This is a genomic window from Janibacter endophyticus (assembly GCF_016888335.1).
GTDB lineage: Bacteria > Actinomycetota > Actinomycetes > Actinomycetales > Dermatophilaceae > Marihabitans > Marihabitans endophyticum.
Window position 1 is genome coordinate 2392157 of the sequence record NZ_JAFEJG010000004.1, and the last position, 23715, is coordinate 2415871.

The window sequence follows — 23715 nt, forward strand, 5'->3', positions numbered from 1 at the left end:
GTGGCGCCCCCCTCGTCGTGACGTCAGAAGTTGATCATGTGCCCCGCGATGCCCTCGACGGCCTCCTTGACGGCCTCGGAGAGCGTCGGGTGGGCGAAGACGTTGCGGGCGACCTCGTCCGCGGTGAGGTCCCACTTCTGCGCGAGGGTGAGGACCGGGAGGAGCTCGGTGACGTCCGGCCCGATCATGTGCGCACCGAGGATCTCGTTGTGCTCGGCGTCGGCGACGACCTTGACGAAGCCGACCGAGTCCCCCAGTCCGACGGCCTTGCCGTTCGCGGCGAAGGGGAAGGTCGCCGTCTTGACGTCGTAGCCCTTCTCCTTGGCCTGCTCCTCGGAGTAGCCGAAGGAGCCGATCTGCGGGTGGCAGTAGGTGGCCCGCGGGACGAAGTCGTAGTCGAGCGGCATCGTCTCGGCACCGGCGATCGTCTCGGCGGCGACGACGCCCTGGGCCTCGGCGAGGTGGGCGAGCATGAGCTTGGCGGTGCAGTCGCCGACGGCGTAGACACCGTCGACGTTGGTCCGCATGAACTCGTCGATCTCGATGGCGCCGCGCTCGGTGAGCTTGACCCCGACAGCATCCAGGCCGTAGCCCTCGGTGCGCGGGGCGAAGCCGATCGCGGAGAGCAGCTTGTCGGCCTCGAGGACCTGGCTCTCTCCCCCCTTCGCCGGGGTGACGGTGACCTTGACGCCCGAGCCGGTGTCCTCGACGGACTCGACCTTGGTGCCGAGCATGACCTTGACGCCGAGCTTCTTGTAGTGCTTCGCGAGCTCCTTGGAGACGTCTGCGTCCTCGGTGGGGACCATCCGGTCGAGGAACTCGACGATCGTCACGTCGACGCCGAAGTTCTTCATGACGTAGGCGAACTCCACGCCGATGGCACCCGAGCCGGCGATGATGATCGAGCCGGGGAGCTCCTCGTCGAGGATCTGCTCCTCGTAGGTCACGACGTTCTTGCTCACCTCGACGCCGGGGAGCATCCGGGTCACGGCGCCCGCCGCGATGATGAGGTTGTCGAAGGTGATCGACTTCACCTCGCCGTCGTTCAGCTCGACGTCCATCGAGGTCGGCGAGGTGAGCGTGCCCCACCCGTCGATCTCGGTGATCTTGTTCTTCTTCATGAGGAAGTGGACGCCCTTGACGATCCCGTCGCTCACCTGGCGGGAGCGCTTGTGGGTCGGCGGGTAGGACATCGTCACGTCGCCCTCGATGCCGTACTTCTTCTTGTCGTGGGTCAGCAGGTGCGCCAGCTCGGCGTTCTTGATGAGCGCCTTGGACGGGATGCACCCGACGTTGAGGCAGACACCGCCCCAGTACTTCTTCTCGACGACGGCGACCTTCTTGCCGAGCTGCGAGGCTCGGATCGCCGCGACGTAACCACCAGGACCAGCACCAAGGACAACGACGTCGAAGTCAGACATGCCGTCAGCCTATCCGCCCCGGGTGGTCCCGACCACGCTGGGCCGAGGTCTCAGAGCCGGGCCAGGACCTCGTGGATCGAGCGGGCGATCCCGGCCGCCGTGCTGCCGCCGGTGCCGCCCTGACCGACGACGACGGCGACGGCGTAGCGGGGCCTCTCGGCCGGGGCATAGCTGACGAACCAGGCGGTGTCCTGCCTGCCGAAGACCTCTGCCGTCCCCGTCTTGCCGGCGACCGGCCAGGCCTCGAGGTCGAAGCCCCGGAAGGCGCCCGCGGCGGTGCCCTCGGTGACGACGTCCTCGAGGGCGGTGCGGAGGTAGCGGTTGACCGTCGGGTCGAGGCGCACGGTGCGCGGTGCCGCCGTCGGCAGGTCCGCCCGCTCCCCCGTGACGCTCTGCGTGGCGGTCGCCAGGCGCGGCGGCCGCACCGTGCCGTCCCCGGCGATCGCTGCGTACACCTGGGCCATCTGCAGCGGCGTGACGAGGGTGTCGCCCTGCCCGATCGAGAGGTTGACCGAGTCCCCGGGGCGGAACTGGTAGCCGCTCTCGCAGCTCTCCTTCGCCACCGCGGTGAGGTAGGCGGCCCGAGAGCGGTTCGTCTCCTCCGGGAACCCGGTCCGGGCGCGGCGGCAGGACTCGCCCTTCGTCGCCTCCCAGAAGTCGCGCTTCCAGGCACGACCCGGCAGCCGGCCCGACCCCTCGCCGGGCAGGTCCACGCCGGTCGGCTCACCGAGCCCCATGTCCGTCGCGGTGCGCAGGATGGGGTCCTTGGCGTCGTCGCCGTCGAGCCCGCCCGCGGTGCGCCAGATGCGCTCGGCGGCGGTGTAGAAGACCGTGTCGCACGAGACCGACATCGCCCGTCGCCAGCTGATCGTGCCGTAGGCGCGCGACTCGAAGTTGCGGAAGGTCCGGTCGCCGATCCGCACGCTCGACGCGCACTCGACGGGCTCGTCGAGCTCGTCCGGGCCGATCGCGGCGGGCAGCGAGACGACCTTGAAGGTCGAGGCCGGCGGGTAGAGCCCGGCGATGACCCGGTCGGTGAGCGGGGACGACTCCGGGGCCCTGGTCAGGCGGTCGTAGTCGTCCTGGCTGATGCCGCCGGTCCAGACCGACGGGTCGTAGGTCGGCACGCTGGCGCTCGCGAGGATGCCGCCGTCGCGGAGGTCGACGACGACCGCGGCGGCCTCGTCGGCCGGCAGTCCCCGGGAGCGCGCCTGGGCGGTCCCCCGGGCGAGCGCCGCCTGGGTCCGTCGCTGCACCGTGGCGTCGAGCGTCGTGACGAGGTCGTCGCCGGGCACCGGGTCCACCGTGCGCACCGTCTCGGTGACGACCCCGCGGGCGTCGACGCGCACCTCGTTGCGGCCCGCCTCGCCGCGCAGGACGACGTCGTACTCGAGCTCGAGACCGGCCCGGCCGACGAGGTCGCCGTCGTGGACCCGGCCGTCGGAGGAGGCGACGGTCTCGGCGTCGGCCGGGGTGAGGTAGCCGATGGTCTGGGGTGCGAAGGCCTCGTCACGGTCGCGGCGCACGGCGCTCCGGACGACCTCGACGCCCGGGTACCGCTCGGCCCGCTCCCCCAGCCCGAGGGCCAGGCGAGGGCTCACCCCTTCGGCCACGGTGACCGGGACGTAGGCGGATCCTGACCAGCAGCGCGGCGGCGGGGCCGCGTCCGGCGCGCCGCAGAGGGTGAGCCGGTCGGCCAGGGCGTCGGGGGTCGTCCCGAGGGTCTCGGCGAGGGCGCGAAGGGAGGACCGCCCCCCGTCGTCGAGGTCGGCGAGGACCCCCCGGTCGACGGTGACGTCGAGGCGGACGGCGTTGTCGGCCAAGGGAATCCCGTTGCGGTCGAGGATGCGACCGCGGGGCGCGGGGACGTGGACGACCTGCTCGGCCGTCACCGGTGCGGCGGTGACCGCCGCGGCGTCGGTGAGCTGCATCTGGCCGAGGCGGCCGACGAGGCCGGAGAAGAGCACGGCGAGGACCGCGAAGACGGCGAGCAGGCGCACGTGCGGGTCGGGCCGTCTCATCGTGCTCTCCGGGCGGCGAGCCGTCGGTCGACGACGAGGAGCGCGGGGACGAGGAGGGCGGCGAGCAGGGCCGTGACGAGGAGCTGGCCGGCCAGGCCCGCCCAGGCGACCGGTGCCCCGGAGGTCAGCGCGCGCAGGACCGGGACGGCGCTGACCACCGCCCAACCGGCCGCCGCGACGGCACCCGGCCACCAGAGCGGCCAGCCCGCGACCCGCGTGGCCCGGCCCGCGAGGTAGCCCGCGGCGGCGTGCGTGAGGGCGGCCACCCCGAGGAGCTCACCGCCGGGCGGGACGAGGTCGCCGAACCAGCCCCCGACCACCCCGGCGACCGCGCCCTCGAGCGGGCCGGCGGCCAGACCCACGGCCACCACGACGACGAGCACGAGAGCGGACGCGGCGCCGAGGCCCCGGGCCGAGACGAGCGCTGCGGCGAGGGCCGCGGCGAGGAGCAGCAGGGCGCGCCACAGCCACACCCGCCGGCGGCTGGGGGCCGGCCTCATCGGCCCTCGTCGGTGATGACGCCGACGACGTCGACCCTCGAGAGGTCGGCGAAGGGGCGGACTGCGGCGGTCTGGGTCAGCCGGCCGGGCTGGTCGGCGACGGTCGTCACCTCACCGACGGGCAGCCCGGCGGGGTACGGGACCCCGTCGGCGCTCCCGAGGGTGCGCACGACGTCGCCGGGACGCAGACGTCCCTCCTGGACCGCGGAGACGGCCAGCTCGCCAGGGCCCTGCTCCACGGTCGGGTCGCTGCCGGTCAGCTCGCCGAGCACGCCGGGGCCGGCCCCGACCCGCACTCCGACCCTCGTGCCGGCCGCCCCGAGCAGCTCGACGTCGGTGGTCCAGGAGGACACGGCGACGACCCGGCCGACGAGGCCGTCCGGGCCGACGACGGCGCGGTCGGGGCGGACCCCGTCGCGGGAGCCGACGTCGAGGGTGACCCGCACGCTGCCGCGGGCATCCCGTGCACCGACGGCGACGACCCGGGCGGGCACGACCGTCAGCTCGTGCTCGTCGGCCAGGGCGTCGAGACGGGACTCCTGGTCGGCGGCGGACCGCTCGTCCTCGAGCTCGGCGACGCGCAGGCGCAGCCGCGTGAGCTCGGCGTCGCGGGGGTCGCCGTCGGTCGGCGAGGCGGCGCGCAGGAGCGGACCGACGACGGCGCTGCCCGCCGACCGGACCGGCCCGGTCGGACCGCCCGCGAGGTCGGCGAGCAGGACGAGGACGGTGACCACGAGCAGCGCGGCAAGGATGCGGCGCACGGTCCTAGAACCGCCGTCCGTCGACGATCACGGGCTCGAGCGTCGCGAAGTCGTCGACGCAGCGTCCGGCACCACGGATGACGGCGCGCAGCGGGTCCTCCGCGACGCGCACCGGCACGCCGAGCTCGTGCTCGAGACGGGCGTCGATGCCGCGCAGCAGCGCCCCGCCGCCGGTGAGGACGACCCCCCGACGCAGCACGTCACCGGCCAGCTCCGGCGGCGCGGCGTCGAGCAGGTCACGCACGAGGTCGACGACGGCACGCACCGGGACGTCGAGGGCACGACGCACCTCGTCCGAGGAGATCTCCACCGTCCGCGGCAGCCCGGAGACGAGGTCTCGTCCCCGGACCCGCGCGCGGCGGGTCTCGGCGAGGGGGTAGGCCGACCCGGCCTCGATCTTGATGTGCTCGGCCGACTGCTCCCCGAGGAGCAGCGAGTACTGGCGCTGGACGTGGGTGCTGATCGCCTCGTCCATCGAGGCACCGCCGACTCGGGTCGAGCGGGAGGCGACGACCCCGCCGAGGGCGAGAATCGCCGCGTCGGTGGAGCCCCCGCCGATGTCGACGACCGTCGAGGCCTCCATGTCGGTGAGCGGCAGCCCCGCGCCGACCGCGGCGACGACCGGCTCCTCGACGACGTAGACCTGCCGGGCGCCGACACGCATCGCGACGTCCTCGACGGCCCGGCGCTCCAACGGCGAGACCGTGCTCGGGACGCAGACGACGACGCGGGGACGCAGCACCGAGGAGACGCCGACGCTGTCGGTGAAGACGCGCAGCATCCGCTCGGCGACGTCGGGGTCGTAGACGACACCGTCACGCAGCGGGCGCACGGCGCGCATCGAGCCGGGCGTGCGCCCGAGCATCTCCTTGGCGGTGCGGCCCGCGGCTATGACGTCCCCGGTGCTCGCGTCGACCGCGACGACGCTCGGCTCGTCGAGGACGACGCCTCTGCCCTGCCGATGGATCAGGGTGTTGGCCGTGCCGAGGTCGAGGGCGAGGTCTCGGCCGGGCAGCCAGCGACGCGACGACAACGGGACGGTGGTGGTGCGGCTCAGGAACCGAGCTCGGGGAACCAGATCGCGATCTCACGGGCCGCGGACTCCGGCGAGTCCGAGCCGTGGACGATGTTCTCCTGCACGGCCCGGCCCCAGTCGCGACCCAGGTCGCCACGGATCGTGCCGGGCGGCGCCTCGGTCGGGTTGGTCGCGCCCGCGAGCGAGCGGAATCCCTTGATGCAGTCCTGTCCCTCGACGACGACGGCGGTCACCGGACCGGAGGACATGAACTCCACGAGCGGCTCGTAGAAGGGCTTGCCCGCGTGCTCCGCGTAGTGGGCCGCGAGCTGCTCACGGGTCGGGGTGAGGACCGACAGACCGGCCAGGGTGTACCCCTTCGCCTCGATCCGGCGGAGGACCTCACCGGTGAGGCCACGGCGGTAGCCGTCGGGCTTGACGAGGACGAGGGAACGTTCGATGGTCACGGCGCCAGCCTAGTCATCCCTGGGCCCGGGCCGCCTCGGCCCCGTCGACCTGCCGGCCGACCCGCAGGCAGAGCAGCCACAGGCCGGTGAAGATCGTGCCGACGAGGAACATCATCGGCACGAGGAGGCCGGAGAGCAGCGTCGCGACCTGCACCGCCCAGCCGATGATCACGCCACCGGGACGACGGACCAGGCCCGCCGCGACGACGCTCGCGATGGAGAGCAGGCACATGACGACGAAGGGGGTGGCCGAGGAGTCGTTGCCGGCCATCCCGCGGGCCACGAGGGCACCGAAGAAGATGACGAGCGCCTGGCCCGCGAGGACGGTGGCGAGCATGCGCCACGTGAAGCGGCCCGACGCGATCGCGCCGGGCCGCCGGGATCCGTCAGGGGTGCTCATGACGGACCAGGGTATTTCACCGCTCTCAGTGCATCGGGACGTGCACCTGGGCCGCGGCGTCGTCACCCTCGAGGAGGTGGCTGACCTCCCGCCTGCGCGGCAGGAGGAGGGAGACGAGGAAGGTGAGCAGGCAGAGCCCGCCGGCGATCCAGTAGGTGCTCGCGAAGGCCTCACCCATCTGCTGACGGACAGCGTCGAGGAGCACCATGGGCGCCTGCGTCGGGTCGGTGACCGACGCGAGGACCCTGCCGACCTCCGGGAAGCGGCCGAGGAGCTCCTGGAGCATGCCCGGGTCCTGGACGCCCTCCGCGGCCTGGTCGTACCCCTGCGCCTGGCCGATGAGCGGACGGCTGTTGAACGCGTTGACGAGGACCACCGAGATGACCGCAACGCCGAAGGAGCTCGCGACCTGCTGGACGATGTTGAGCGTCGTCGAGCCGCGGGCGACCTGGTGCGCCGTGAGGGTCTTCAGCGCCGAGGTCATGAGCGGCATCATCGTCATGCCCATGCCGAGCCCCATGACGAAGAGGACGGGGATGAGGTAGCCCCAGTAGCTCGTCTCGTGGGTGATCTGGGTCAGGGCGAACATGCCGCCGGTGATGATCGCCAGGCCGATCGGGACGATGCGCCCGACGGGGTACTTGTCGGCGAGGTACCCGGCGAGCGGCATCGTCACCATCGCGCCGAGACCCTGCGGGGCCAGCAGCAGACCCGCGGTCAGGGTGTCCTCGCCGCGGACCTGCTGCAGGTAGGTCGGGACGAGCAGGAGGCCACCGAAGAAGGCGCCGCCGAAGAGGAACATCGTCAGCGAGGCGATCGTGAAGTTGCGGTTGCCGAAGAGACGCAGGTCGATGAGCGGGTGCTCCGGGCGGAAGGACCACCACGCGAAGATCGCCATGAGGATCAGCCCGATGGTGCCCGGGACGATGACCTTGGTGGCGAAGAAGGTCTGCTCCTCGGCGATCGAGGAGACGCCGTAGAGGAAGAGCGCGAGACCGGGCGACATGAGGAGCAGGCCGATGACGTCGAGCGACTCGGAGGGCTCGGTGCGGTCCTGGGGCAGGACGACCCAGGCGTAGGCCAGCCCGATGATGCCGATCGGCAGGTTGATGAGGAAGATCCAGCTCCAGCTCGGGCGACCGAGCCAGTGGGCGTTGTCGATGAGCCAGCCGCCGAGGATCGGGCCGCCGATGGGGCCGAGGAGCATCGGGATGCCGAGGATCGCCATGAGGCGGCCCATCCGCTCCGGGCCGGCCGCCCGGGTCATGATCGTCATGCCGAGCGGCATGAGCATGCCGCCGCCGAGGCCCTGGACGACGCGGAAGGCGATGAGCGCCTCGATGCTTGAGGCGAAGGCGCAGAGCACCGAGCCGAGGACGAAGAGGGTGATCGCCGTGAGGTAGAGGCGCTTCGTGCCGAAGCGGTCGGCGGCCCAGCCGGTCAGCGGGATGACGGTCGCGAGCGCGAGCGTGTAGGCCGTGACGGTCCACGCGACGGTGGAGTAGGCCAGCGGCGGCTGGCCGGCGGGCGCGAGGTCGGTCTGGAAGTGCGGGAGCGCGACGTTGACGACGGTGATGTCGAGGATCGACATGATCGCGCCGAGGACGACGACGCCGGCGATCTTGAGGACCGCGGCATCGATCTTCTCCGGCTCGGTCACCGGAGCAGCGGTGGCTGAGGACATGCGGGTAGGACTCCGTCTGCGAAGGGGTGCGCACGTCGGGTGCGGCGGCGCGGGGAGGGTTCGCCCGCGACGATGCGGTGCGGGACCGAGAACGTGCAGAGACTGCACGGACAGCCCGCCAAGGGTACTGCCGGGGGTAGGTGCCACCAAACCACCGGCGAGTGACTACCTTCACCCCATGGCCGAGTCGTCGCAGCCCTCCTCCGTCGCAGACCTGTCGCCCCTGGTGAGCCGCCTGCGGCGGGTCGTCCTGATCGTCGCGGCGCTGAACTTCGCCTACTTCTGGGTCGAGGGCTCGGTGGCCCTGCTCGTCGGCTCCGTGAGCCTCGCGGCGGACAGCGTGGACTTCCTCGAGGACGCCGCGATCAACGTGCTGATCTTCCTCGCCTTCGGCTGGTCGCTGGCGGCCCGCTCGCGCGTCGGCAAGCTCATGGTGCTCGTGCTGCTCGTCCCGGCGGCGGCCGCGGCATGGCAGGCCTACGAGAAGCTGACGAGCGACTCCCCCGAGGCACCGGCGGTCACGCCGCTCATCCTCGTCTCGCTCGGCGCGGTCGCAGTCAACGGCCTGAGCGCCTGGCTGCTCGCCCGGCACCGCTCGCACGGCGGCAGCCTGTCGAAGGCAGCCTTCCTCTCCGCCCGCAACGACGTCATGGTCAACCTCGCGATCATCGCCATGGGACTGCTGACGCTCGTCACCGACTCGGCGTGGCCCGACATCGTCCTCGGGCTCGGCATCATCCTCATCGCGCTGCACTCGGCCCGCGAGGTGTGGGAGGCCTCCGAGGAGGAGCGGCTCGCGAGCAAGGCCCTAGCCGGCGACATCGACTGACCTCGTCAGATCTGCTGGGTGTCCACAGACGGCACCGCGCTCCGGGCGTCCTCGGCCTCGCCGTGGCCGAGCAGCATCCGCACCTCGGCGGCCGTGATGACGGACCCGGTGGCGAGGACGCCACCGGCCACGCCCCCTTCGTCGGCCAGCTCGGCGGCCTGGTCGAGGGCGTCCGGGAGGCTGTCGACGACGCTGACCCGGTGGCTGCCGAAGACCTCCTCGGCGATCTCGCCGAGCTGACGGGTCGACATCGCGCGCGGGCTCGTCGTCCGGCTGATGACGACGTGGTCGAGGACCGGCTCGAGGGCCTCGAGGATCTCCTGGGCGTCCTTGTCCTTGAGCACGCCGACGACGCCGACGAGCCGGACGAAGGTGAAGGAGTCGGCGAGCGCGGCCGCGAGCGCCCGTGCGCCGTGCGGGTTGTGGGCGGCGTCGACGATGACCGTGGGGCTGCGTCGCACGATCTCGAGACGGCCGGGCGAGGTGACCTCGGCGAGCGCGACGCGGAGCACGTCGTCGTCGAGCCGCTGCTCACCGCCCCCGACGAAGGCCTCGACCGCGGCGACCGCGAGCAGGGCGTTGTGGGCCTGGTGCTCGCCGTGGAGGACGAGCACCAGGTCGTCGTGGTCCCCGGCCAGGGAGCGAAGGGAGATCTGCTGACCGCCGACGGCGATGTCGCGGGCGGTGACACCCAGCTCGGCGTCGTCGAAGACGATCCGGGCCCCGGCCTCCTCGGCGCGCTCTCGGAGGATCTGCGCGACCTCGTCGTCCTGGGCCGCCGAGACGGCGATGGCGTCGGGCTTGATGATCCCGGACTTCTCGTAGGCGATGTCGAGGACCGAGTCGCCGAGGAAGTGCTGGTGGTCGAGGTCGATCGGGGTGATGACGGCGACCGGGGCGTCGATGACGTTCGTCGCGTCCCATGCGCCGCCCATGCCGACCTCGATGATCGCGACATCGACGGGGGCCGCGGCGAAGGCCGCGTAGGCGACGGCGACGACGACCTCGAAGTAGGTCATCCGCGGCCCGCCCTCTTCGACCGAGCGGGCGTCGACCGCCTCGACGAAGGGGATGACGTCGCGGTAGGCGTCGAGGAAGTCCTCGCGGGAGATCAGCTCGCCGCCGATGCTGATCCGCTCGCGGATGTCGTGGAGGTGGGGGCTGGTGAAGCGGCCGGTCGTGAGGCCCATCTCGCGCAGGATCCGCTCGATGATCCGGGCGGTGCTCGTCTTGCCGTTCGTCCCGGTGACGTGGATCGCGGGGAAGCTGCGCTGCGGCTCGCCGAGCAGGTCCATCACAGCGGCGATGCGCTCGAGGCTGGGCTGGAGGTCGTGCTCGGGGGCGCGGGCGAGGATCGCCTCCTCGGCGAGACGCATCTCCTTGCGGAGCTCGAGCTGACGGGCGGCCTCGCGCTGGGCGGCATCGGGGGCAGGCATGACAGCGATTGTCTCAGCCCCCGCGCTGCGCGGCTCCCGGCCGTCCCGACGAGGCGAGCTCATCCCCCTTCGCCCTCTTGACAGGTGACCAAATGGTCACCTAACGTCGAGGCATGGCCGATGACGACCTCGTGTTCAAGGCGCTGGCGGACCCTGTCCGCCGGCTCCTGCTGGACGCGCTCTTCGAGCGGGACGGGCAGACCCAGTCCGAGCTCGAAGGGGTCGTGACGGCCGAGGTGGAGATGACGAGGTTCGGGGTGGCCAAGCACCTCCGGCTGCTCGAGGAAGCGGGCCTCGTCGTCATCCGCAAGGAGGGACGGAGCAAGCACCACTTCCTCAATGCCGTCCCGATCAGGGCGATCCACGACCGGTGGATCGGCAAGTACACGGCAGCCCGCGCCGCGGCGCTGCTCGACCTCAAGCGAGCACTGGAGGACGAGACATGACCACCACCCAGATCCACCGCATCTTCATCAAGGCCTCCCCCGAGAAGGTGTGGGCCGCCATCACCACCCCCGAGATGTCCCGGCTGTACGGCTACCTGAGCCCCGTCGAGTACGACCTCCGCCCTGGCGGTCGATACCTCTCCCGGGCCTCCGAGGAGATGCAGCAGCTCGGCATGCCGGAGGTCGTCGTCACCGGCGAGGTCCTCGAGGCCGACCCGCCGCGCCGGCTGGTCCAGACCTGGGACCCGGTCTGGATCAAGGACGAGGAGCCCGGCACCCTCACCTGGGATATCGAGGAGACCGCGGACGGCGCGACCCGGCTCACCCTGACCCACGCGGGCCTGGGCGCGGAGACCGCGGCGCAGGTCGGCGGCAACGACGACCCGATGGCCCCGGGGGGCGGCGGCTGGCCGTGGATCCTCAGCGGGCTGAAGACGCTGCTCGAGACGGGTGAGCCGATGGAGACCGACACGGGGAGCGGCTTCACCGCCTGACCCGCTATCAGATCCGAACTTGCCTAGGTTTGTTCCGTCCGCTCACGAACGTTCGTGAGCGGACGGAACACACTGAAGGAAGTTCGGAGCTACAGGAGGGCGACGACGAAGGGGGCGAGGAGGCTCGTCGCGATCGCGGTCAGTCCCATCGACAGCCCGGCGAAAGCCCCTTCGGTGAGGTCGTCGTGCAGCGAGCGTGAGGTGCCGATGCCGTGGGAGACGGCGCCCATCGCCAGCCCCCGGGTCCGCCGGTCGGTCACCCCGAGCCGGTCGAGCAGCGGCGGCCCCGCGACCGCGCCCAGTATCCCGGAGACGATGGTGAAGACGGCGACCATCGAGGGAACCCCACCGAGCGAGTCGACGACGGCGATCGCCACCGGCGTCGTCGCCGACTTCGGGGCGATGGTCAGCTCCAGCGACTCGCTGCCCCCGAGCCAACGGACGAGGAGCATGCCCGACCCGATCGAGACGAGCGCCCCTACCGGCAGCGCGACGAGGATCGGGCGGAGCATCTCGCGCAGGTGATGGGCCTGCTGGTGCAGGGGCACCGCGAGCGCGACGGTCGCCGGACCGAGGAGTGCGTGGATGATGCTCCCGCCCGCCCAGTACGTCTCGTAGTCGACGCCGACGAGAAGGAGCAGCACGACGACCGCACCCGCGGCCACGAGCACCGGCTGGGCCAGCGGGTGCCCGCCGGTCCGCTCACGCAGCCTCACCCCGCCCTGATAAGCGAGCAGGGTGACGACGATCCAGGTCAGCGGCGACTCCCGGAGGTAGTCGAGAGTCTCCGTCACGGCAGCTCCCCCGATCCCTCGCCTACCGCGCGGCGACGGCGCAGCAGGAGCGCAGACAGCCCGACGACGGTGAGCAGCCCGGCCGCCCACGACCCGACGAGACCGCCGGCGATGGGCAGCCACGCCTCACGGATCGTCGCGGCGTGGACCATGATCCCCACCGACACCGGGACGAAGAGCAGCTGCATGTGCCGCAGCAGCCCACCCGCGACTCGAAGCGTGCCCGCCATCGGCCCGCCGTCGGCGTCCTCCCCTTTCCCGGCCCGCCGCACGGTGAGCACGCCGAAGAGCAGCACCATCCCGACGACCGGCCCGGGGACGGGGATGCCGAGGGACCGCACGACGACCTCGCCGACCAGCTGGCACCCGAGGACCCAGAGCGCCCCCGTGATCATCGAGAGGTCACTGGCGGACGACCTTGATCCTCACGGTCTCGCCGTCGGACAGGCCGGCCGTCACGACCCCTTCGCCCTCGGGCAGCGCGTCGAGCTGCGGCGCAGACCCGAACTGGACCGCCAGCGTCTCCTCGACGATGAGCGCCTGGTGGGCGACCGTCGCCTCCCAGAGCCGCTGGCTGCCGGTAATCGTCAGGCTGATCCGGTCGGAGACCGCCAGACCGGCGGCCTTGCGGGCGTCCTGGACGGCGCGGATGACGTCGCGGGCCAGGCCCTCGGCGGCGAGCTCGTCGGTCACCTCGGTGTCGAGGACCACGAAGCCGCCGACCCCGCCGGGCAGCATCGCGGTGGCCCGCGTGCCGCTGCCGTCGTCGGCCGCGACCGACTCGAGGGTGTACTCCCCCTCGACGAGCTCGAGCCCGCCGGCGGTCACGGTGCCGTCCTCGGCCACCGACCAGTCGCCCGACTTGCTGCCCTTGATCGCGAGCTGCACGTCGCGGCCGAGGCGCGGCCCGGCGGCGCGCGCGTTGACCGTGAGCCTCTGGCTCACGCCGAAGTCGGCCGCCCGGGGGTCGTCGAGGTCGAGCAGGCTCACCTGCCGCACGTTGACCTCGTCGGCCACGATCGTGGCGAAGGGGGCGAGTGCGGCGGCTCCCGGGACGACGACGGTGAGGTCGCGCAGCGGGAGACGGTTGCGCAGCTTGTTGGCCTTGCGCAGGGAGGACGCGGTCGAGCAGACCTGGCGCGCGGTGTCCATGGCCACGACGAGGTCGTGGTCGGCGGGCAGGTCGGCGACGTCCGGCCAGTCGGTGAGGTGCACCGAGCGGCCGCCGGTCAGCCCGCGCCAGATCTCCTCGGTCGTCAGCGGCAGGAGCGGCGCGGCGACGCGGCAGAGCACCTCGAGCACCGTGTAGAGGGTGTCGAAGGCGGCCTCGGCGTCCGCCGTCTCCTCGCCCGTCGCCCAGAAGCGCTCGCGCGACCGGCGGATGTACCAGTTCGTCAGCACGTCGGTGAAGCCGCGCACCGAGTCGCACGCACCGGCGATGTCGTAGCGGTCCATCCGGCCCTCGACGTCCTCGACGAGCTCGCGGAGCTTGGCGAGGAGGTAGCGGTCGAGCGGGTCGGTGGAGGCCGTGGACCACTGCGCCTCGTAGCCGGCGCCGTCGCGCATCGCGTTGGCGTAGAGGCTGAAGAAGTACCAGCTGCTCCACAGCGGGATGAGCACCTGGCGGACGCCCTCGCGGATGCCCTCCTCGGTGACGACGAGGTTGCCGCCGCGCAGGATCGGGCTGGACATGAGGAACCAGCGCATCGCGTCGGCGCCGTCGCGGTCGAAGACCTCGGAGACGTCCGGGTAGTTGCGCAGCGACTTGCTCATCTTCTGGCCGTCGTTGCCGAGGACGATGCCGTGGCTGATGCAGCTCGAGAAGGCGGGCCGGTCGAAGAGCGCGGTCGCGAGGATGTGCAGCGTGTAGAACCAGCCGCGGGTCTGCCCGATGTACTCGACGATGAAGTCGCCCGGGAAGTGGTGCTCGAACCAGTCGGCGTTCTCGAAGGGGTAGTGGACCTGGGCGTAGGACATCGACCCGGAGTCGAACCACACGTCGAGGACGTCCTCGACGCGGCGCATCGTCGAGCGTCCCGTGGGGTCGTCGGGGTTGGGCCGGGTGAGGTCGTCGACCCATGGGCGGTGCAGGTCCGGCTCGCCGGCCCCGTTGAGGGGCAGCCGCCCGAAGTCGCGCTCGATCTCCTCGAAGGAGCCGTAGACGTCGATCCGCGGGTAGGCGGGGTCGTCGGACTTCCACACCGGCACCGGGGAGCCCCAGAAGCGGTTGCGGGTGATCGACCAGTCGCGGGCGTTCTCCAGCCACTTGCCGAACTGCCCGTGCTTGACGTGCTCGGGCACCCAGGTGATCTGCTCGTTGTTCGCGAGCAGCTTGTCCTTGATCGCCGTGACCTCGACGAACCAGGACTCGACGCCCTTGTAGATGAGCGGCTGACGGCAGCGCCAGCAGTGCGGGTAGGAGTGCTCGTACGTCTCGCGGCGCAGCAGGATCGTGCCGGGCGTGACGGCGTCGGTGGCCTCGCCGCGGGTCGTCGCCTTGAGCGCGTCGATGATCGGGCCGTTGGCGTCGAAGACGAGCATGCCCTCGTAGTCGGCGACCGGCGCGGTGAAGCGCCCGTCCTTGCCGACAGGCATGACGGCGGCGATGCCCTCGCGGTCGGTGACCTCCTTGTCGACCTCACCGAAGGCGCCGGCCGTGTGGACCATGCCGGAGCCGTCGGTGGTCGTCACGGCCTCGTCGGCGGCGACGACGCGGAAGGCGCCCTCGTGGCCGAGGTAGTAGGACATCGGCGGGGTGTAGGTGCGGCCGACGAGGTCGCGGCCCTGGTAGCGCCCGACGACGGTCGGCTCGTCGCCGAGCTCGCGGGCATAGGCGGCGAGCCGTGCCTCGGCGAGGACGTAGCGGGCGGTCTCGCCCTCGACGCCGGGCACCGGGGCCTCGACGACGACGTAGTCGATGTCGCGGCCGACCATGACGGCGAGGTGGCTGGGGAGGGTCCACGGTGTGGTCGTCCAGACGAGCAGGCGGGCGCCGTCGAGGACGGGGTCGGTGCCGGTGTCGTCCATCGTCAGGCCGACGGTGACCGAGGGGTCCTGGCGCTGCTGGTAGACCTCGTCGTCCATCCGCAGCTCATGGTTGGACAGCGGGGTCTCGTCCTGCCAGCAGTACGGCAGCACGCGGAAGCCCTCGTAGACCAGACCCTTGTCGTACATCTCGCGGAAGGCCCAGATGACCGACTCCATGAAGCCGGGGTTCATCGTCCGGTAGTCGTTGTCGAAGTCGACCCAGCGGGCCTGGCGGGTGACGTAGTCGCGCCACTCCCCCGTGTACCTCATGACCGACTCGCGGCACGCGTCGTTGAACTTCTCGATGCCGAGCTCGCGGATCTCGTCGGTCGTCCTCAGCCCGAGCTGGCGCATCGCCTCGAGCTCGGCGGGCAGCCCGTGGGTGTCCCAGCCGAAGCGGCGCTCGACGCGCTTGCCGCGCATCGTCTGGTAGCGGGGGACGACGTCCTTGACGTATCCGGTGAGCAGGTGGCCGTAGTGCGGCAGCCCGTTGGCGAAGGGGGGACCGTCGTAGAAGACGAACTCGCCCTCCCCGTCGGCGCCAGGGTCGCGGGCCTCGACGGAGGCGCGGAAGGTGTCGTCCTGCTCCCAGTAGCCGAGGATGCCCTCCTCGATGGCGGGGAAGGACGGGGTCGCGGGGACGCCGAGGGCGGCACCGGGGTGCGCGGCGGCGGTCGAGGCGGTGACCTTGGGGTACGTCATCGGGGTGGCTCCAGCGGGTGGTCGTCGGTCGTGCTGCCGAGGACGACACCACCGGGGATCCCGGCGGCACCGCGGTACCACCTCGCTTGCCGCTCCCTCCGGCGGAGGGGACGACCGCTCTGGTCACGGCTGTGACGGGCCCACCCGTCCGGGTCTACTGCGGGCCGTCCCGTACCCGTCGAGGGGTCGAAGGGGGTGTGGCCCGGTTCTTCCGGAGGCTCGCCGCTGATGACGGCTCAGACGCCTGTAGGACCAGTGTAGGGGCATCGCCGGGCGGGGCTAGACTGGCACCGTCGTCGCGCGAGCGGCGGCACTGCCACGCCCAGGGGAAGCCGGTGAGACTCCGGCGCTGACCCGCAACCGTGAGCCCGAGGCCTCCCCAAGGAGGCAGGGCGAGCCGGAGCACCTGACGTGAGCGAGGCTCCACACCACCCGTCGCGGACCGCGGGTCGAGCCCAGACGCGATGAGCGCCCGGGCGTGGCACCAGTCCCAGCCCAGAGAGGCGCTCTCATGCGTACCACCCCCATCGCCACGGCCGTCAGCGCGACCGCGCTCGCGCTCGCCCCCGTCGCCCTGGCCACCCCGGCCCTGGCGAGCACCCCCGAGACCACCCCGGCACACTCCGCCGCCTACCTCGCCACCCAGCTCGCCGCCACCGACGGCGTGCTGCAGGTCGAGGCCGGCGGGCAGACCTACGACGACTGGGGGGTGACGATCGACGCCGTCCTCGCGATCCAGTCGACGCGCACCGCCGACACCCAGGCCGCCGCCTCCGCTCAGCGGGTGCTCGACAACGCCGGGTCCTACACGGGCTCGGGCTACGGCGACCTCTACGCCGGCTCGACCGGCAAGCTGCTCGTGCTCACCGCCTCCCGCGGGCTCCCGACGACGGTCGGCGGCACCGACTACCTCGCCGGGCTCCAGGGCCTGGAGCAGGAGAACGGGCACTTCGCCGACCAGAGCGCCTACGGCGACTACTCGAACTCGCTGAGCCAGTCCTTCGCCCTCATCGGCCTCAAGCGCAACGGCGTCAACCCCTCGACCGCGTCCGTCGGGTTCCTCCTCGAGCAGCAGTGCGCCGACGGCGGCTTCTCGCTCGAGTACAAGGACGGCTGCATCTCCGACCCCGACGCGACCTCGGTCGCCGTCCAGGCGCTCACGGCTGTCGGCGGGCAGGACGCCGCGATCGGCAGGGCCGCCGACTACCTCGTGACGCAGCAGGGAGCGCACGGCGGGGTCAACGGTGGCACGACGACCGAGGGCCCGAACGCGAACAGCACCGGACTCGCCGCCGTCGCGCTGCGCCTCGCCGGGCGCACCGACGCGCTGGCCTCGGCCCGCGGCTACCTCGCGAGCGTGACCTTCGGCTGCGAGCACACGCACCTCGCCGCCGGGATCGCCTACGACGTCTCGTCCTTCGAGTCTGCCGCGACGGACGCCCCGGCCAGCGACCACGTCAACCGGACGACGGCGCAGGCCCTCATCGGTCTCACCGACGTCTCCTACGTCGACGTGTCCGCCGCCGGCGCCAGCGGTGCGGCCGTCGCGCTCGAGTGCGACGACGCGCCGACGCCGACGCCGACGACCTCGGACGACGACAGCACCCCCACCGCCACCCCGACGGCGACCACCGAGCCGAAGATCCCCGCCGAGGTCCGCACCGACTCCTACCAGGGCCCCCCCGCCACGCTGGTCGCCGGGCTCGTCGCGCTCGGCGCGCTCCTCGGTGGCGGCCTGCTCGTCGCCGTGCGCCGCGAGGGTGGCGCGCACCGGTGACCTCCCTGCGCCACCGGAGCGTCCGGCTCGCCGCGGCGACCGTCGTCCTCGCCGGGGCCGCCGTCGCGGCCCCGGCGACGGCGCACGCCGCCGCCTGCCCCTCGACCTCCGCCGGCGTCACCGTCGTCGTCGGCGGCGCCGTGCGGTGTGCACCCGGCAGCCCGGGGAGCGCCGGTGCGGCGCTCGACGCGGCCGGCTTCTCCGTCACGCGGGTCCAGCGGTTCCCGGCGGCGATCTGCCGGATCGACGGCGCGCCCGCCAACGACCCGTGCGTCATGATGCCGCCGGCGAACGCGTACTGGTCGGTGTGGTCGGCCTCGCGCGGCGGGTCGTGGAGCTACAGCTCGACGGGGGCCTACTCCCTCGGTGCGGCACCGGGCTCGGTCGTCGGCTTCGCCTTCGGGGCGGGCTCTCCCCCGGCGGTCGCCCCTCCCGCGGCACCGGCACCACCGCCTCCCCCACCGCCGTCCACCACCCAGGCCCCCCGTCCGACCGCCACGGCGTCGCCGCGGCCGACGGCCACGGCCCGCCCGGGCGCCCCGGCCCCGTCGTCCACGGCGGCCGGGCCCGGGTCCACCCGCACCAGCGCAGCGGCCACCCCTACGTCCAGCGCGCCGGCGTCCTCCTCGTCGGCGGGGTCGTCGACCTCGACGAAGGGGTCGACCACGCGGTCGCCCTCGACGTCCAGCTCGTCGTCCGGGACGTCCTCGTCGACCTCGGCAGCGGCTGGGCCGACCTCCGCCGGGACCCCGAGCGCCGCCTCCCGGGGCGGGTCGGCGACGCCGGACGAGGGCCGCAACGCGGTCGCACCGGCCCTCGCCGGGGCCGGCGTGCTCGCGGCGCTCGCGGGTGCCGGCGTGCTCGTCGCGCGCCGTCGCCGGCTCGACTGACCCTGCGCGCCATGCCGTCGCCCTCGGTCGCCCGCGCCCTCCACCCGGGGGCGTGGTGGCTGTGGGCGATCGGCATGGCGGCGGCGGTGTCGATGACGACGAACCCGCTGCTGCTGCTCATCGCGGTCGCCGTGCTCACCCTCGTCGTCGTCAGCCGCCGGACCAGCACCCCGTGGGCGCGGGCCTTCCGGCTCTACGGGTGGCTCGGTGTCTTCATCGTCGTGCTGCGGCTCGTGCTGCACGTCCTCGTCGGGCTCAAGTGGGGCGAGCACACGCTCGTGGCCCTGCCGACCGTCACCCTGCCGTCGTGGGCGTCGGGGATCGACGTGCTCGGCACGGTGCGGCTCGAGGGACTGCTCGCGGCGGGCTTCGAGGGCCTGCGGCTCGCGACGATGATCCTGTGCATCGGCGCGGCCAACGCCCTGGCCAACCCCAAGCGGCTGCTCGCCGCGCTACCCGGAGCGCTCCACGAGATCGGCGCCGCCGTCGTCGTCGCGATCACCGTCGCGCCGCAGCTCGCCGAGTCGGTGCAGCGGGTGGTTCGGGCGAGGCGGCTGCGCGGCGACGGGGTCGGCGGGCTCAAGGCCTTCCGACGGGTCGCGATGCCGGTGCTGCAGGACACCCTCGACCGCTCCCTCATGCTCGCCTCGGCCATGGACTCTCGGGGCTACGGCCGGCGGGCCGACGCGACCCCTGGGCAGCGGGCGCTCACGTCCACGCTGACCCTCGTCGGGCTCATGGCGACGAGCGTCGGGCTCTACGGCCTGCTCGACACCACTGCGCCCCGCTGGCTCGGGGTCCCGCTGCTCGTGGGCGGCCTCGGGCTCGGTGCCGTCGGCATCGTCGTGGGCAGCCGGACCGTGCGCCGGACGGTCTACCGCCCCGACCCGTGGCGGGCCCCTGAGCTCCTCACGATCGTGTGCGGCGTCGTCGCCGCGGCCGCCCTCGTCGCCACCGCGCGCACCAGCCCGGACGGGCTGAGCATGCCGCTCCAGCCGCTCGGCCCCCCGCCGCTGCCGCTGATGGCGACCCTCGGACTGCTCGTCGGAGCCCTGCCCGCCGTCCTCACCCCTGAGCCCCCGACCCACCGCGAGCGAGCTGCCCGATGATCCTCTTCGACCACGTGAGCGTCACCTACGACGGAGCGCCCGAGCCGACGCTGCGGGACGTCTCCTTCGAGGTCGACGAGGGCGAGCTCGTCCTCGTCGTCGGCCGCACCGGCTCGGGCAAGTCCACGCTGCTCGGCGCGATCAACGGCACCGTCCCCCACTTCACCGGCGGCACCCTCGCCGGCCGGGTCACCGTCGCCGGGCGCGACACCCGCGACCACCGTCCCCGAGACCTCGCCGACGTCGTCGGCGTCGTCGGGCAGGACCCGCTCGCCGGCTTCGTCACCGACACCGTCGAGACCGAGCTCGCCTACGGCATGGAGCAGCTCGCCCTGCCGGCCGCCACGATGCGCAAGCGGGTCGAGGAGACCCTCGACGTCCTCGGCATCGCCGACCTGCGCGACGCGCCGCTGCGCGACCTCTCCGGCGGGCAGCAGCAGCGCGTCGCGATCGGCTCGGTCCTCACCATCCACCCTCGCGTGCTCGTCCTCGACGAGCCGACCTCCGCCCTCGACCCCACGGGTGCCGAGGAGGTCCTCGCCGCGATCACCCGGCTCGTCCACGACCTCGCGACGACGGTCGTCATCGCCGAGCACCGCATCGAGCGGGTCGTCCAGTACGCCGACTCGGTCATCCACGTCGCGGACGACCGTGCGGCCCACGGGGACCCGGCGACGCTCATGGCAGACGCCACCGTCGCTCCCCCGGTCGTCGAGCTCGGCCGGCTCGCCGGCTGGACCCCGCTCCCGCTCTCGGTGCGCGACGCCCGCCGCCGGGCGGCCCCCCTTCGCTCCGCCCTCGCCGAGGTGAGCCCGAAGGCCCCCGAGGTCACCCCTTCGTCCGGGTCGCCGGCGCTCGACGCCCGAGGGGTCGTCGTCCGCTACGGACGGCTCGTCGCGGTCAAGGGCGTCGACCTCACCCTCGAGCCGGGCACGGTCACCGCGCTCATGGGACGGAACGGGTGCGGCAAGTCGTCGTTGCTGTGGGCGCTCCAGGGCTCCGGGGCCCGGGCCGAAGGGGTGGTCCGCGTCGCGCGGTCCGGCGCGGCGGGCGAGCCGGACCCGGCGTCGTTGCCCGCCGCCGAGCGACGCGCCCTCGTCGGGATGGTCCCGCAGACCGCGAGCGACCTGCTCTACCTTGACACCGTCGACGCCGAGTGCGCCCAGGCCGACGCGGAGTCCGGCTCCCCCGCCGGGACGTGCGCGGCCCTCCTCGAGCGCCTCGCACCCGGCATCCCCGGCGACCGGCACCCGCGCGACCTCTCCGAGGGGCAGCGGCTCTCGCTCGTCCTCGCGATCCAGCTCACGGCGCAGCCGCCCGTCATCCTGCTCGACGAGCCGACCCGCGGGCTCGACTACACCGCCAAGGCCGCGCTGCGTGACATCGTCCACGACCTCGCCGCCCAGGGACGGACCGTGCTGCTGTCGACGCACGACGTGGAGTTCGTCGCCGAGACCGCCGCCCGGGTCGTCGTCATGGCCGAGGGCGAGGTCGTCGCGGACGGTCCGACCGCGGACGTCGTCGTCTCGTCCCCCGCCTTCGCGCCGCAGGTCGCGAAGATCATGGCGCCGCAGCGCTGGCTCACGGTCGACGAGGTGCGGGATGCCCTGCGCGGCAACGGGATCGGGCTGCCGTGATGAGCCGCGCCCAGGCCATCCGGCTGCGGCCCCGCTCGGCCGCGGCGATCGCGCTCACCTCGGTCGTCGGCGTGCTCGCCTTCGGCTGGCCGCTCATCGTCTCGCCCGACGCCGCCGTCGCCCACAACGGTGACGCACCGCTGATCTTCGCCCTGCTGCTGCCGCTCGTCCTCGGGGTCGTGCTCGCCGAGGTCTCCGAGGGTGGCCTCGACGTCAAGGCCGTGGCGATGCTCGGCGTCCTCTCCGCCGTCGGGGCGGTGCTCCGGCCGATGGGCGCCGGGGCGGGCGGGCTGGAGACGGTGTTCTTCATGCTCGTGCTCGCGGGCCGGGTCTTCGGGCCCGGCTTCGGCTTCGTCCTCGGCATCACGACGCTCTTCGCGTCGGCGCTGCTCACCGCCGGGGTCGGGCCGTGGCTGCCCTTCCAGATGCTCGGGGCGGCCTGGGTCGGCCTCGGCGCCGGGCTGCTGCCCCGGGCGCAGGGGCGGGCCGAGGTGGCGATGCTCGCGGCCTACGGCGCGGTGTCGGCGCTGCTCTACGGGGTGGCGCTGAACTTCTCCTTCTGGCCCTTCACGATCCAGGGCGAGGGGTCGATCGCCTTCGTCCCCGGCGCGCCCGTGCTCGAGAACCTCCAGCGCTTCATGGTCTTCTCCGTGTCGACGTCCTTCGGCTGGGACATCGGCCGGGCGCTGACCAACGTCGTGCTCATCGGCCTCACCGGCCGGGCCGTGCTCGGCGCGCTGCGCCGGGCCTCGCGCAAGGCGGCCTTCGACGCGCCGGTCCGCTTCGAGGAGCGCGTGCCGCGCTGAGCCGCAGGTGCTCTGGCAGGATCGAGTCATGCCTACCGATGTGGAGCCGCAGGGTGCCTGGCTGAGCCGGGCCGAGCTCGACGACGTGCGCGGCCGGGTGCCGATGCTCTACGTCGTCGCCGTCCCCGTGCGGGTCGACGGCACCGGCGAGGTGAACTCTGTGGGCCTGCTCCTGCGGGCCTCGGACACCGGGCACATGGAGCGCGAGCTCGTCGCCGGCCGGGTGATGTACCACGAGCGGATCCGGGACGCCCTCGTCCGCCACCTCGAGAAGGACCTCGGCCCGATGGCCCTGCCCGCCGTCCCCTCGAGCCCGCAGCCGCTCACCGTGGCCGAGTTCTTCCCAACCCCCGGCGTGACCCCCTTCCACGACCCGCGCCAGCACGCGGTCGCGATGGTCTACGTCGTGCCGGTGACCGGTGACTGCGCGCCCCAGCGGGACGCGCTCGACCTCGCCTGGCTCACCCCAGAGGAGGCGGCCGACCCCGACCACCTCGCCGACATGTCTGGCGGGCACGGCGTCCTGCTCCGGCAGGCCCTCGCCCACCTCGGCTGCGCCGTCTGACCTTTATCGGGTTATCCGAGAATGTGACTCGAACCCGGGAACCGTTGTCGGGTTCGAGTTCCTTTATCGGGTTATCCGATAAAGGAACTACCCCGTGAACTCGTCGCGCTTGCGGGTCATGTCCTTGAGGTCCTTCGCGTAGGCCTCCTCGTACGTCGGGGCGGTGCCGCCGAGACGGGCCGGGAGGAAGCGGAGGTCCTCGCCCTCGAGCGTCGGGTAAGCGGCGATCGTCTCGTCGAGGAGACGCTTCATCACCGCCCGGAGCTCCTCGGTCTTCGCCGTGATGTCGTCGTCCGGGCCGACGTGGATCGGCTCGCCGATCGTCACGTGGATCGGGGTCTTGGTCCGGCCGATGTTCTTCGGCACGTCCTTGGTCCAGATCCGGTGCGCGCCCCAGACGATCGTCGGCAGGATCGGCACGCCGGCCTCCTGCGCCATCCGGGCGGCCCCCTTCTTCAGCTCCTTGATCTCGAAGCTGCGCGACATCGTCGCCTCGGGGTAGACCCCGACGATCTCGCCGTCCTTGAGCGCCTGGACGGCGAGCCGGTAGGACTCCGCGCCCGCGTGCCGGTCGACGGGGATGTGCTTGCAGCCCCGCATGATCGGGCCGGTCTTGGAGTTGCTCCAGATCGACTTCTTCGCCATGAAGCGCACCCAGCGGTGCTTGCGCCGCGCCGCCATCCCGGCGAAGAGGAAGTCGGGGTAGGCGGTGTGGTTGACCGCTATGATGGCCCCGCCCCAGCGGGGCACGTGGTGCCGTCCCGTGAAGGTGAACTTGTAGCCCATGCCGAAGAATGCGGGACGTGCGACGGCCACGATCGCACGGTAGGTCGGCTCGAGCTCGAAGCGGGACTGAGTCATGGCGCCACCCTAGTCGCGCGGCCGTCCCAGAGAGGGCGGCGATTCGGCACGCGCACAGGTGTGATGGGAAGAT

At 72.6% G+C, this 23715-nt stretch carries 22 protein-coding genes and 1 riboswitch; of the genes, 9 read left to right on the forward strand and 13 right to left on the reverse strand.

Annotated elements, in window-relative coordinates; all coding sequences use genetic code 11:
• Positions 1 to 23: 23 nt before the first annotated feature.
• The 8 genes from lpdA to JNO54_RS11515 are packed head-to-tail and all read right to left on the reverse strand — an operon-like array spanning position 24 to position 8269.
• The gene (gene lpdA / locus JNO54_RS11480; protein WP_204144019.1) at positions 24 to 1421 is read right to left on the reverse strand and encodes a dihydrolipoyl dehydrogenase; all 1398 of its coding nucleotides are present in this window, start codon (positions 1419 to 1421) and stop codon (positions 24 to 26) included.
• Between the two features lie 50 nt (positions 1422 to 1471).
• A complete protein-coding gene (mrdA, locus tag JNO54_RS11485) occupies positions 1472 to 3442 on the reverse strand; it encodes a penicillin-binding protein 2 (RefSeq protein ID WP_204144020.1) in 1971 nt (656 codons plus the stop codon).
• Entirely contained in the window at positions 3439 to 3942 is a 504-nt protein-coding gene (locus tag JNO54_RS11490; protein WP_204144021.1) for a rod shape-determining protein MreD, read from the reverse strand. The genes mrdA and JNO54_RS11490 overlap by 4 nt, the downstream gene beginning before the upstream one ends.
• Entirely contained in the window at positions 3939 to 4703 is a 765-nt protein-coding gene (mreC, locus tag JNO54_RS11495; RefSeq protein ID WP_204144022.1) for a rod shape-determining protein MreC, read from the reverse strand. Before mreC ends, JNO54_RS11490 begins: the two co-directional genes overlap by 4 nt.
• Positions 4704 to 4707: 4 nt before the next feature.
• Positions 4708 to 5736 (reverse strand): rod shape-determining protein, encoded by a 1029-nt coding sequence (locus tag JNO54_RS11500; protein WP_204144023.1) that lies wholly within the window; start codon positions 5734 to 5736, stop codon positions 4708 to 4710.
• 20 nt (positions 5737 to 5756) lie between these two features.
• Entirely contained in the window at positions 5757 to 6185 is a 429-nt protein-coding gene (ndk, locus tag JNO54_RS11505; RefSeq protein ID WP_204144024.1) for a nucleoside-diphosphate kinase, read from the reverse strand.
• A 13-nt stretch (positions 6186 to 6198) separates the two neighbouring features.
• The gene (locus JNO54_RS11510; protein WP_204144025.1) at positions 6199 to 6585 is read right to left on the reverse strand and encodes a DUF4233 domain-containing protein; all 387 of its coding nucleotides are present in this window, start codon (positions 6583 to 6585) and stop codon (positions 6199 to 6201) included.
• Positions 6586 to 6610: 25 nt separating this feature from the next.
• Positions 6611 to 8269, reverse strand: coding sequence for a DHA2 family efflux MFS transporter permease subunit (locus JNO54_RS11515; RefSeq protein WP_204144026.1), 1659 nt, complete (start codon positions 8267 to 8269; stop codon positions 6611 to 6613).
• Positions 8270 to 8447: 178 nt separating this feature from the next.
• Here JNO54_RS11515 and JNO54_RS11520 point away from each other — a divergent pair, with 178 nt between their 5' ends.
• The gene (locus JNO54_RS11520) at positions 8448 to 9098 is read left to right on the forward strand and encodes a cation efflux transmembrane domain-containing protein (RefSeq protein WP_204144027.1); all 651 of its coding nucleotides are present in this window, start codon (positions 8448 to 8450) and stop codon (positions 9096 to 9098) included.
• A gap of 5 nt (positions 9099 to 9103) precedes the next feature.
• Here the strand turns inward: JNO54_RS11520 and JNO54_RS11525 are convergent, their stop codons facing one another.
• On the reverse strand, positions 9104 to 10534 hold the full coding sequence (locus tag JNO54_RS11525; RefSeq protein WP_204144028.1) for a bifunctional folylpolyglutamate synthase/dihydrofolate synthase: 1431 nt from the start codon (positions 10532 to 10534) through the stop codon (positions 9104 to 9106).
• A 113-nt stretch (positions 10535 to 10647) separates the two neighbouring features.
• Here JNO54_RS11525 and JNO54_RS14565 point away from each other — a divergent pair, with 113 nt between their 5' ends.
• Positions 10648 to 10980, forward strand: coding sequence for an ArsR/SmtB family transcription factor (locus JNO54_RS14565; RefSeq protein ID WP_233703233.1), 333 nt, complete (start codon positions 10648 to 10650; stop codon positions 10978 to 10980).
• Positions 10977 to 11474 (forward strand): SRPBCC domain-containing protein, encoded by a 498-nt coding sequence (locus tag JNO54_RS14570; protein WP_233703234.1) that lies wholly within the window; start codon positions 10977 to 10979, stop codon positions 11472 to 11474. The genes JNO54_RS14565 and JNO54_RS14570 overlap by 4 nt, the downstream gene beginning before the upstream one ends.
• 89 nt (positions 11475 to 11563) lie before the next feature.
• On the opposite strand, the gene JNO54_RS11535 is transcribed toward JNO54_RS14570, so the two are convergent.
• Genes JNO54_RS11535 through ileS form a run of 3 tightly spaced genes read right to left on the reverse strand, consistent with a single transcriptional unit; the run spans position 11564 to position 15997 of the window.
• Positions 11564 to 12268 carry an LrgB family protein gene (locus JNO54_RS11535; RefSeq protein ID WP_307818187.1) on the reverse strand — a complete coding sequence of 235 codons (705 nt, stop codon included), beginning with the start codon at positions 12266 to 12268 and terminating at the stop codon, positions 11564 to 11566.
• On the reverse strand, positions 12265 to 12663 hold the full coding sequence (locus JNO54_RS11540) for a CidA/LrgA family protein (RefSeq protein ID WP_204144029.1): 399 nt from the start codon (positions 12661 to 12663) through the stop codon (positions 12265 to 12267). The genes JNO54_RS11535 and JNO54_RS11540 overlap by 4 nt, the downstream gene beginning before the upstream one ends.
• Positions 12664 to 12670: 7 nt before the next feature.
• Positions 12671 to 15997: an isoleucine--tRNA ligase gene (gene ileS / locus JNO54_RS11545; RefSeq protein WP_204144030.1), complete on the reverse strand. Its 3327-nt coding sequence runs from the start codon at positions 15995 to 15997 to the stop codon at positions 12671 to 12673.
• 325 nt (positions 15998 to 16322) lie between these two features.
• A riboswitch (cobalamin riboswitch) is annotated at positions 16323 to 16405 on the forward strand.
• Positions 16406 to 16508: 103 nt separating this feature from the next.
• Between ileS and JNO54_RS11550 the strand changes: the two genes are divergently transcribed.
• From JNO54_RS11550 to JNO54_RS11575, 6 genes are read left to right on the forward strand one after another with little or no spacing between them, the layout of a single operon-like run.
• On the forward strand, positions 16509 to 17774 hold the full coding sequence (locus JNO54_RS11550; protein ID WP_204144031.1) for a prenyltransferase/squalene oxidase repeat-containing protein: 1266 nt from the start codon (positions 16509 to 16511) through the stop codon (positions 17772 to 17774).
• A complete protein-coding gene (locus JNO54_RS11555) occupies positions 17771 to 18664 on the forward strand; it encodes a hypothetical protein (RefSeq protein WP_204144032.1) in 894 nt (297 codons plus the stop codon). Before JNO54_RS11550 ends, JNO54_RS11555 begins: the two co-directional genes overlap by 4 nt.
• A gap of 11 nt (positions 18665 to 18675) precedes the next feature.
• Positions 18676 to 19773 carry a CbiQ family ECF transporter T component gene (locus JNO54_RS11560; RefSeq protein ID WP_204144033.1) on the forward strand — a complete coding sequence of 366 codons (1098 nt, stop codon included), beginning with the start codon at positions 18676 to 18678 and terminating at the stop codon, positions 19771 to 19773.
• The gene (locus JNO54_RS11565) at positions 19770 to 21410 is read left to right on the forward strand and encodes an ABC transporter ATP-binding protein (protein WP_204144034.1); all 1641 of its coding nucleotides are present in this window, start codon (positions 19770 to 19772) and stop codon (positions 21408 to 21410) included. The genes JNO54_RS11560 and JNO54_RS11565 overlap by 4 nt, the downstream gene beginning before the upstream one ends.
• Positions 21410 to 22216 (forward strand): ECF transporter S component, encoded by an 807-nt coding sequence (locus JNO54_RS11570; RefSeq protein ID WP_204144035.1) that lies wholly within the window; start codon positions 21410 to 21412, stop codon positions 22214 to 22216. The genes JNO54_RS11565 and JNO54_RS11570 overlap by 1 nt, the downstream gene beginning before the upstream one ends.
• Before the next feature lie 28 nt (positions 22217 to 22244).
• A complete protein-coding gene (locus JNO54_RS11575) occupies positions 22245 to 22781 on the forward strand; it encodes an NUDIX hydrolase family protein (RefSeq protein ID WP_204144036.1) in 537 nt (178 codons plus the stop codon).
• Between the two features lie 87 nt (positions 22782 to 22868).
• On the opposite strand, the gene JNO54_RS11580 is transcribed toward JNO54_RS11575, so the two are convergent.
• Positions 22869 to 23642 carry a lysophospholipid acyltransferase family protein gene (locus JNO54_RS11580; RefSeq protein ID WP_204144037.1) on the reverse strand — a complete coding sequence of 258 codons (774 nt, stop codon included), beginning with the start codon at positions 23640 to 23642 and terminating at the stop codon, positions 22869 to 22871.
• Positions 23643 to 23715: the final 73 nt, after the last annotated feature.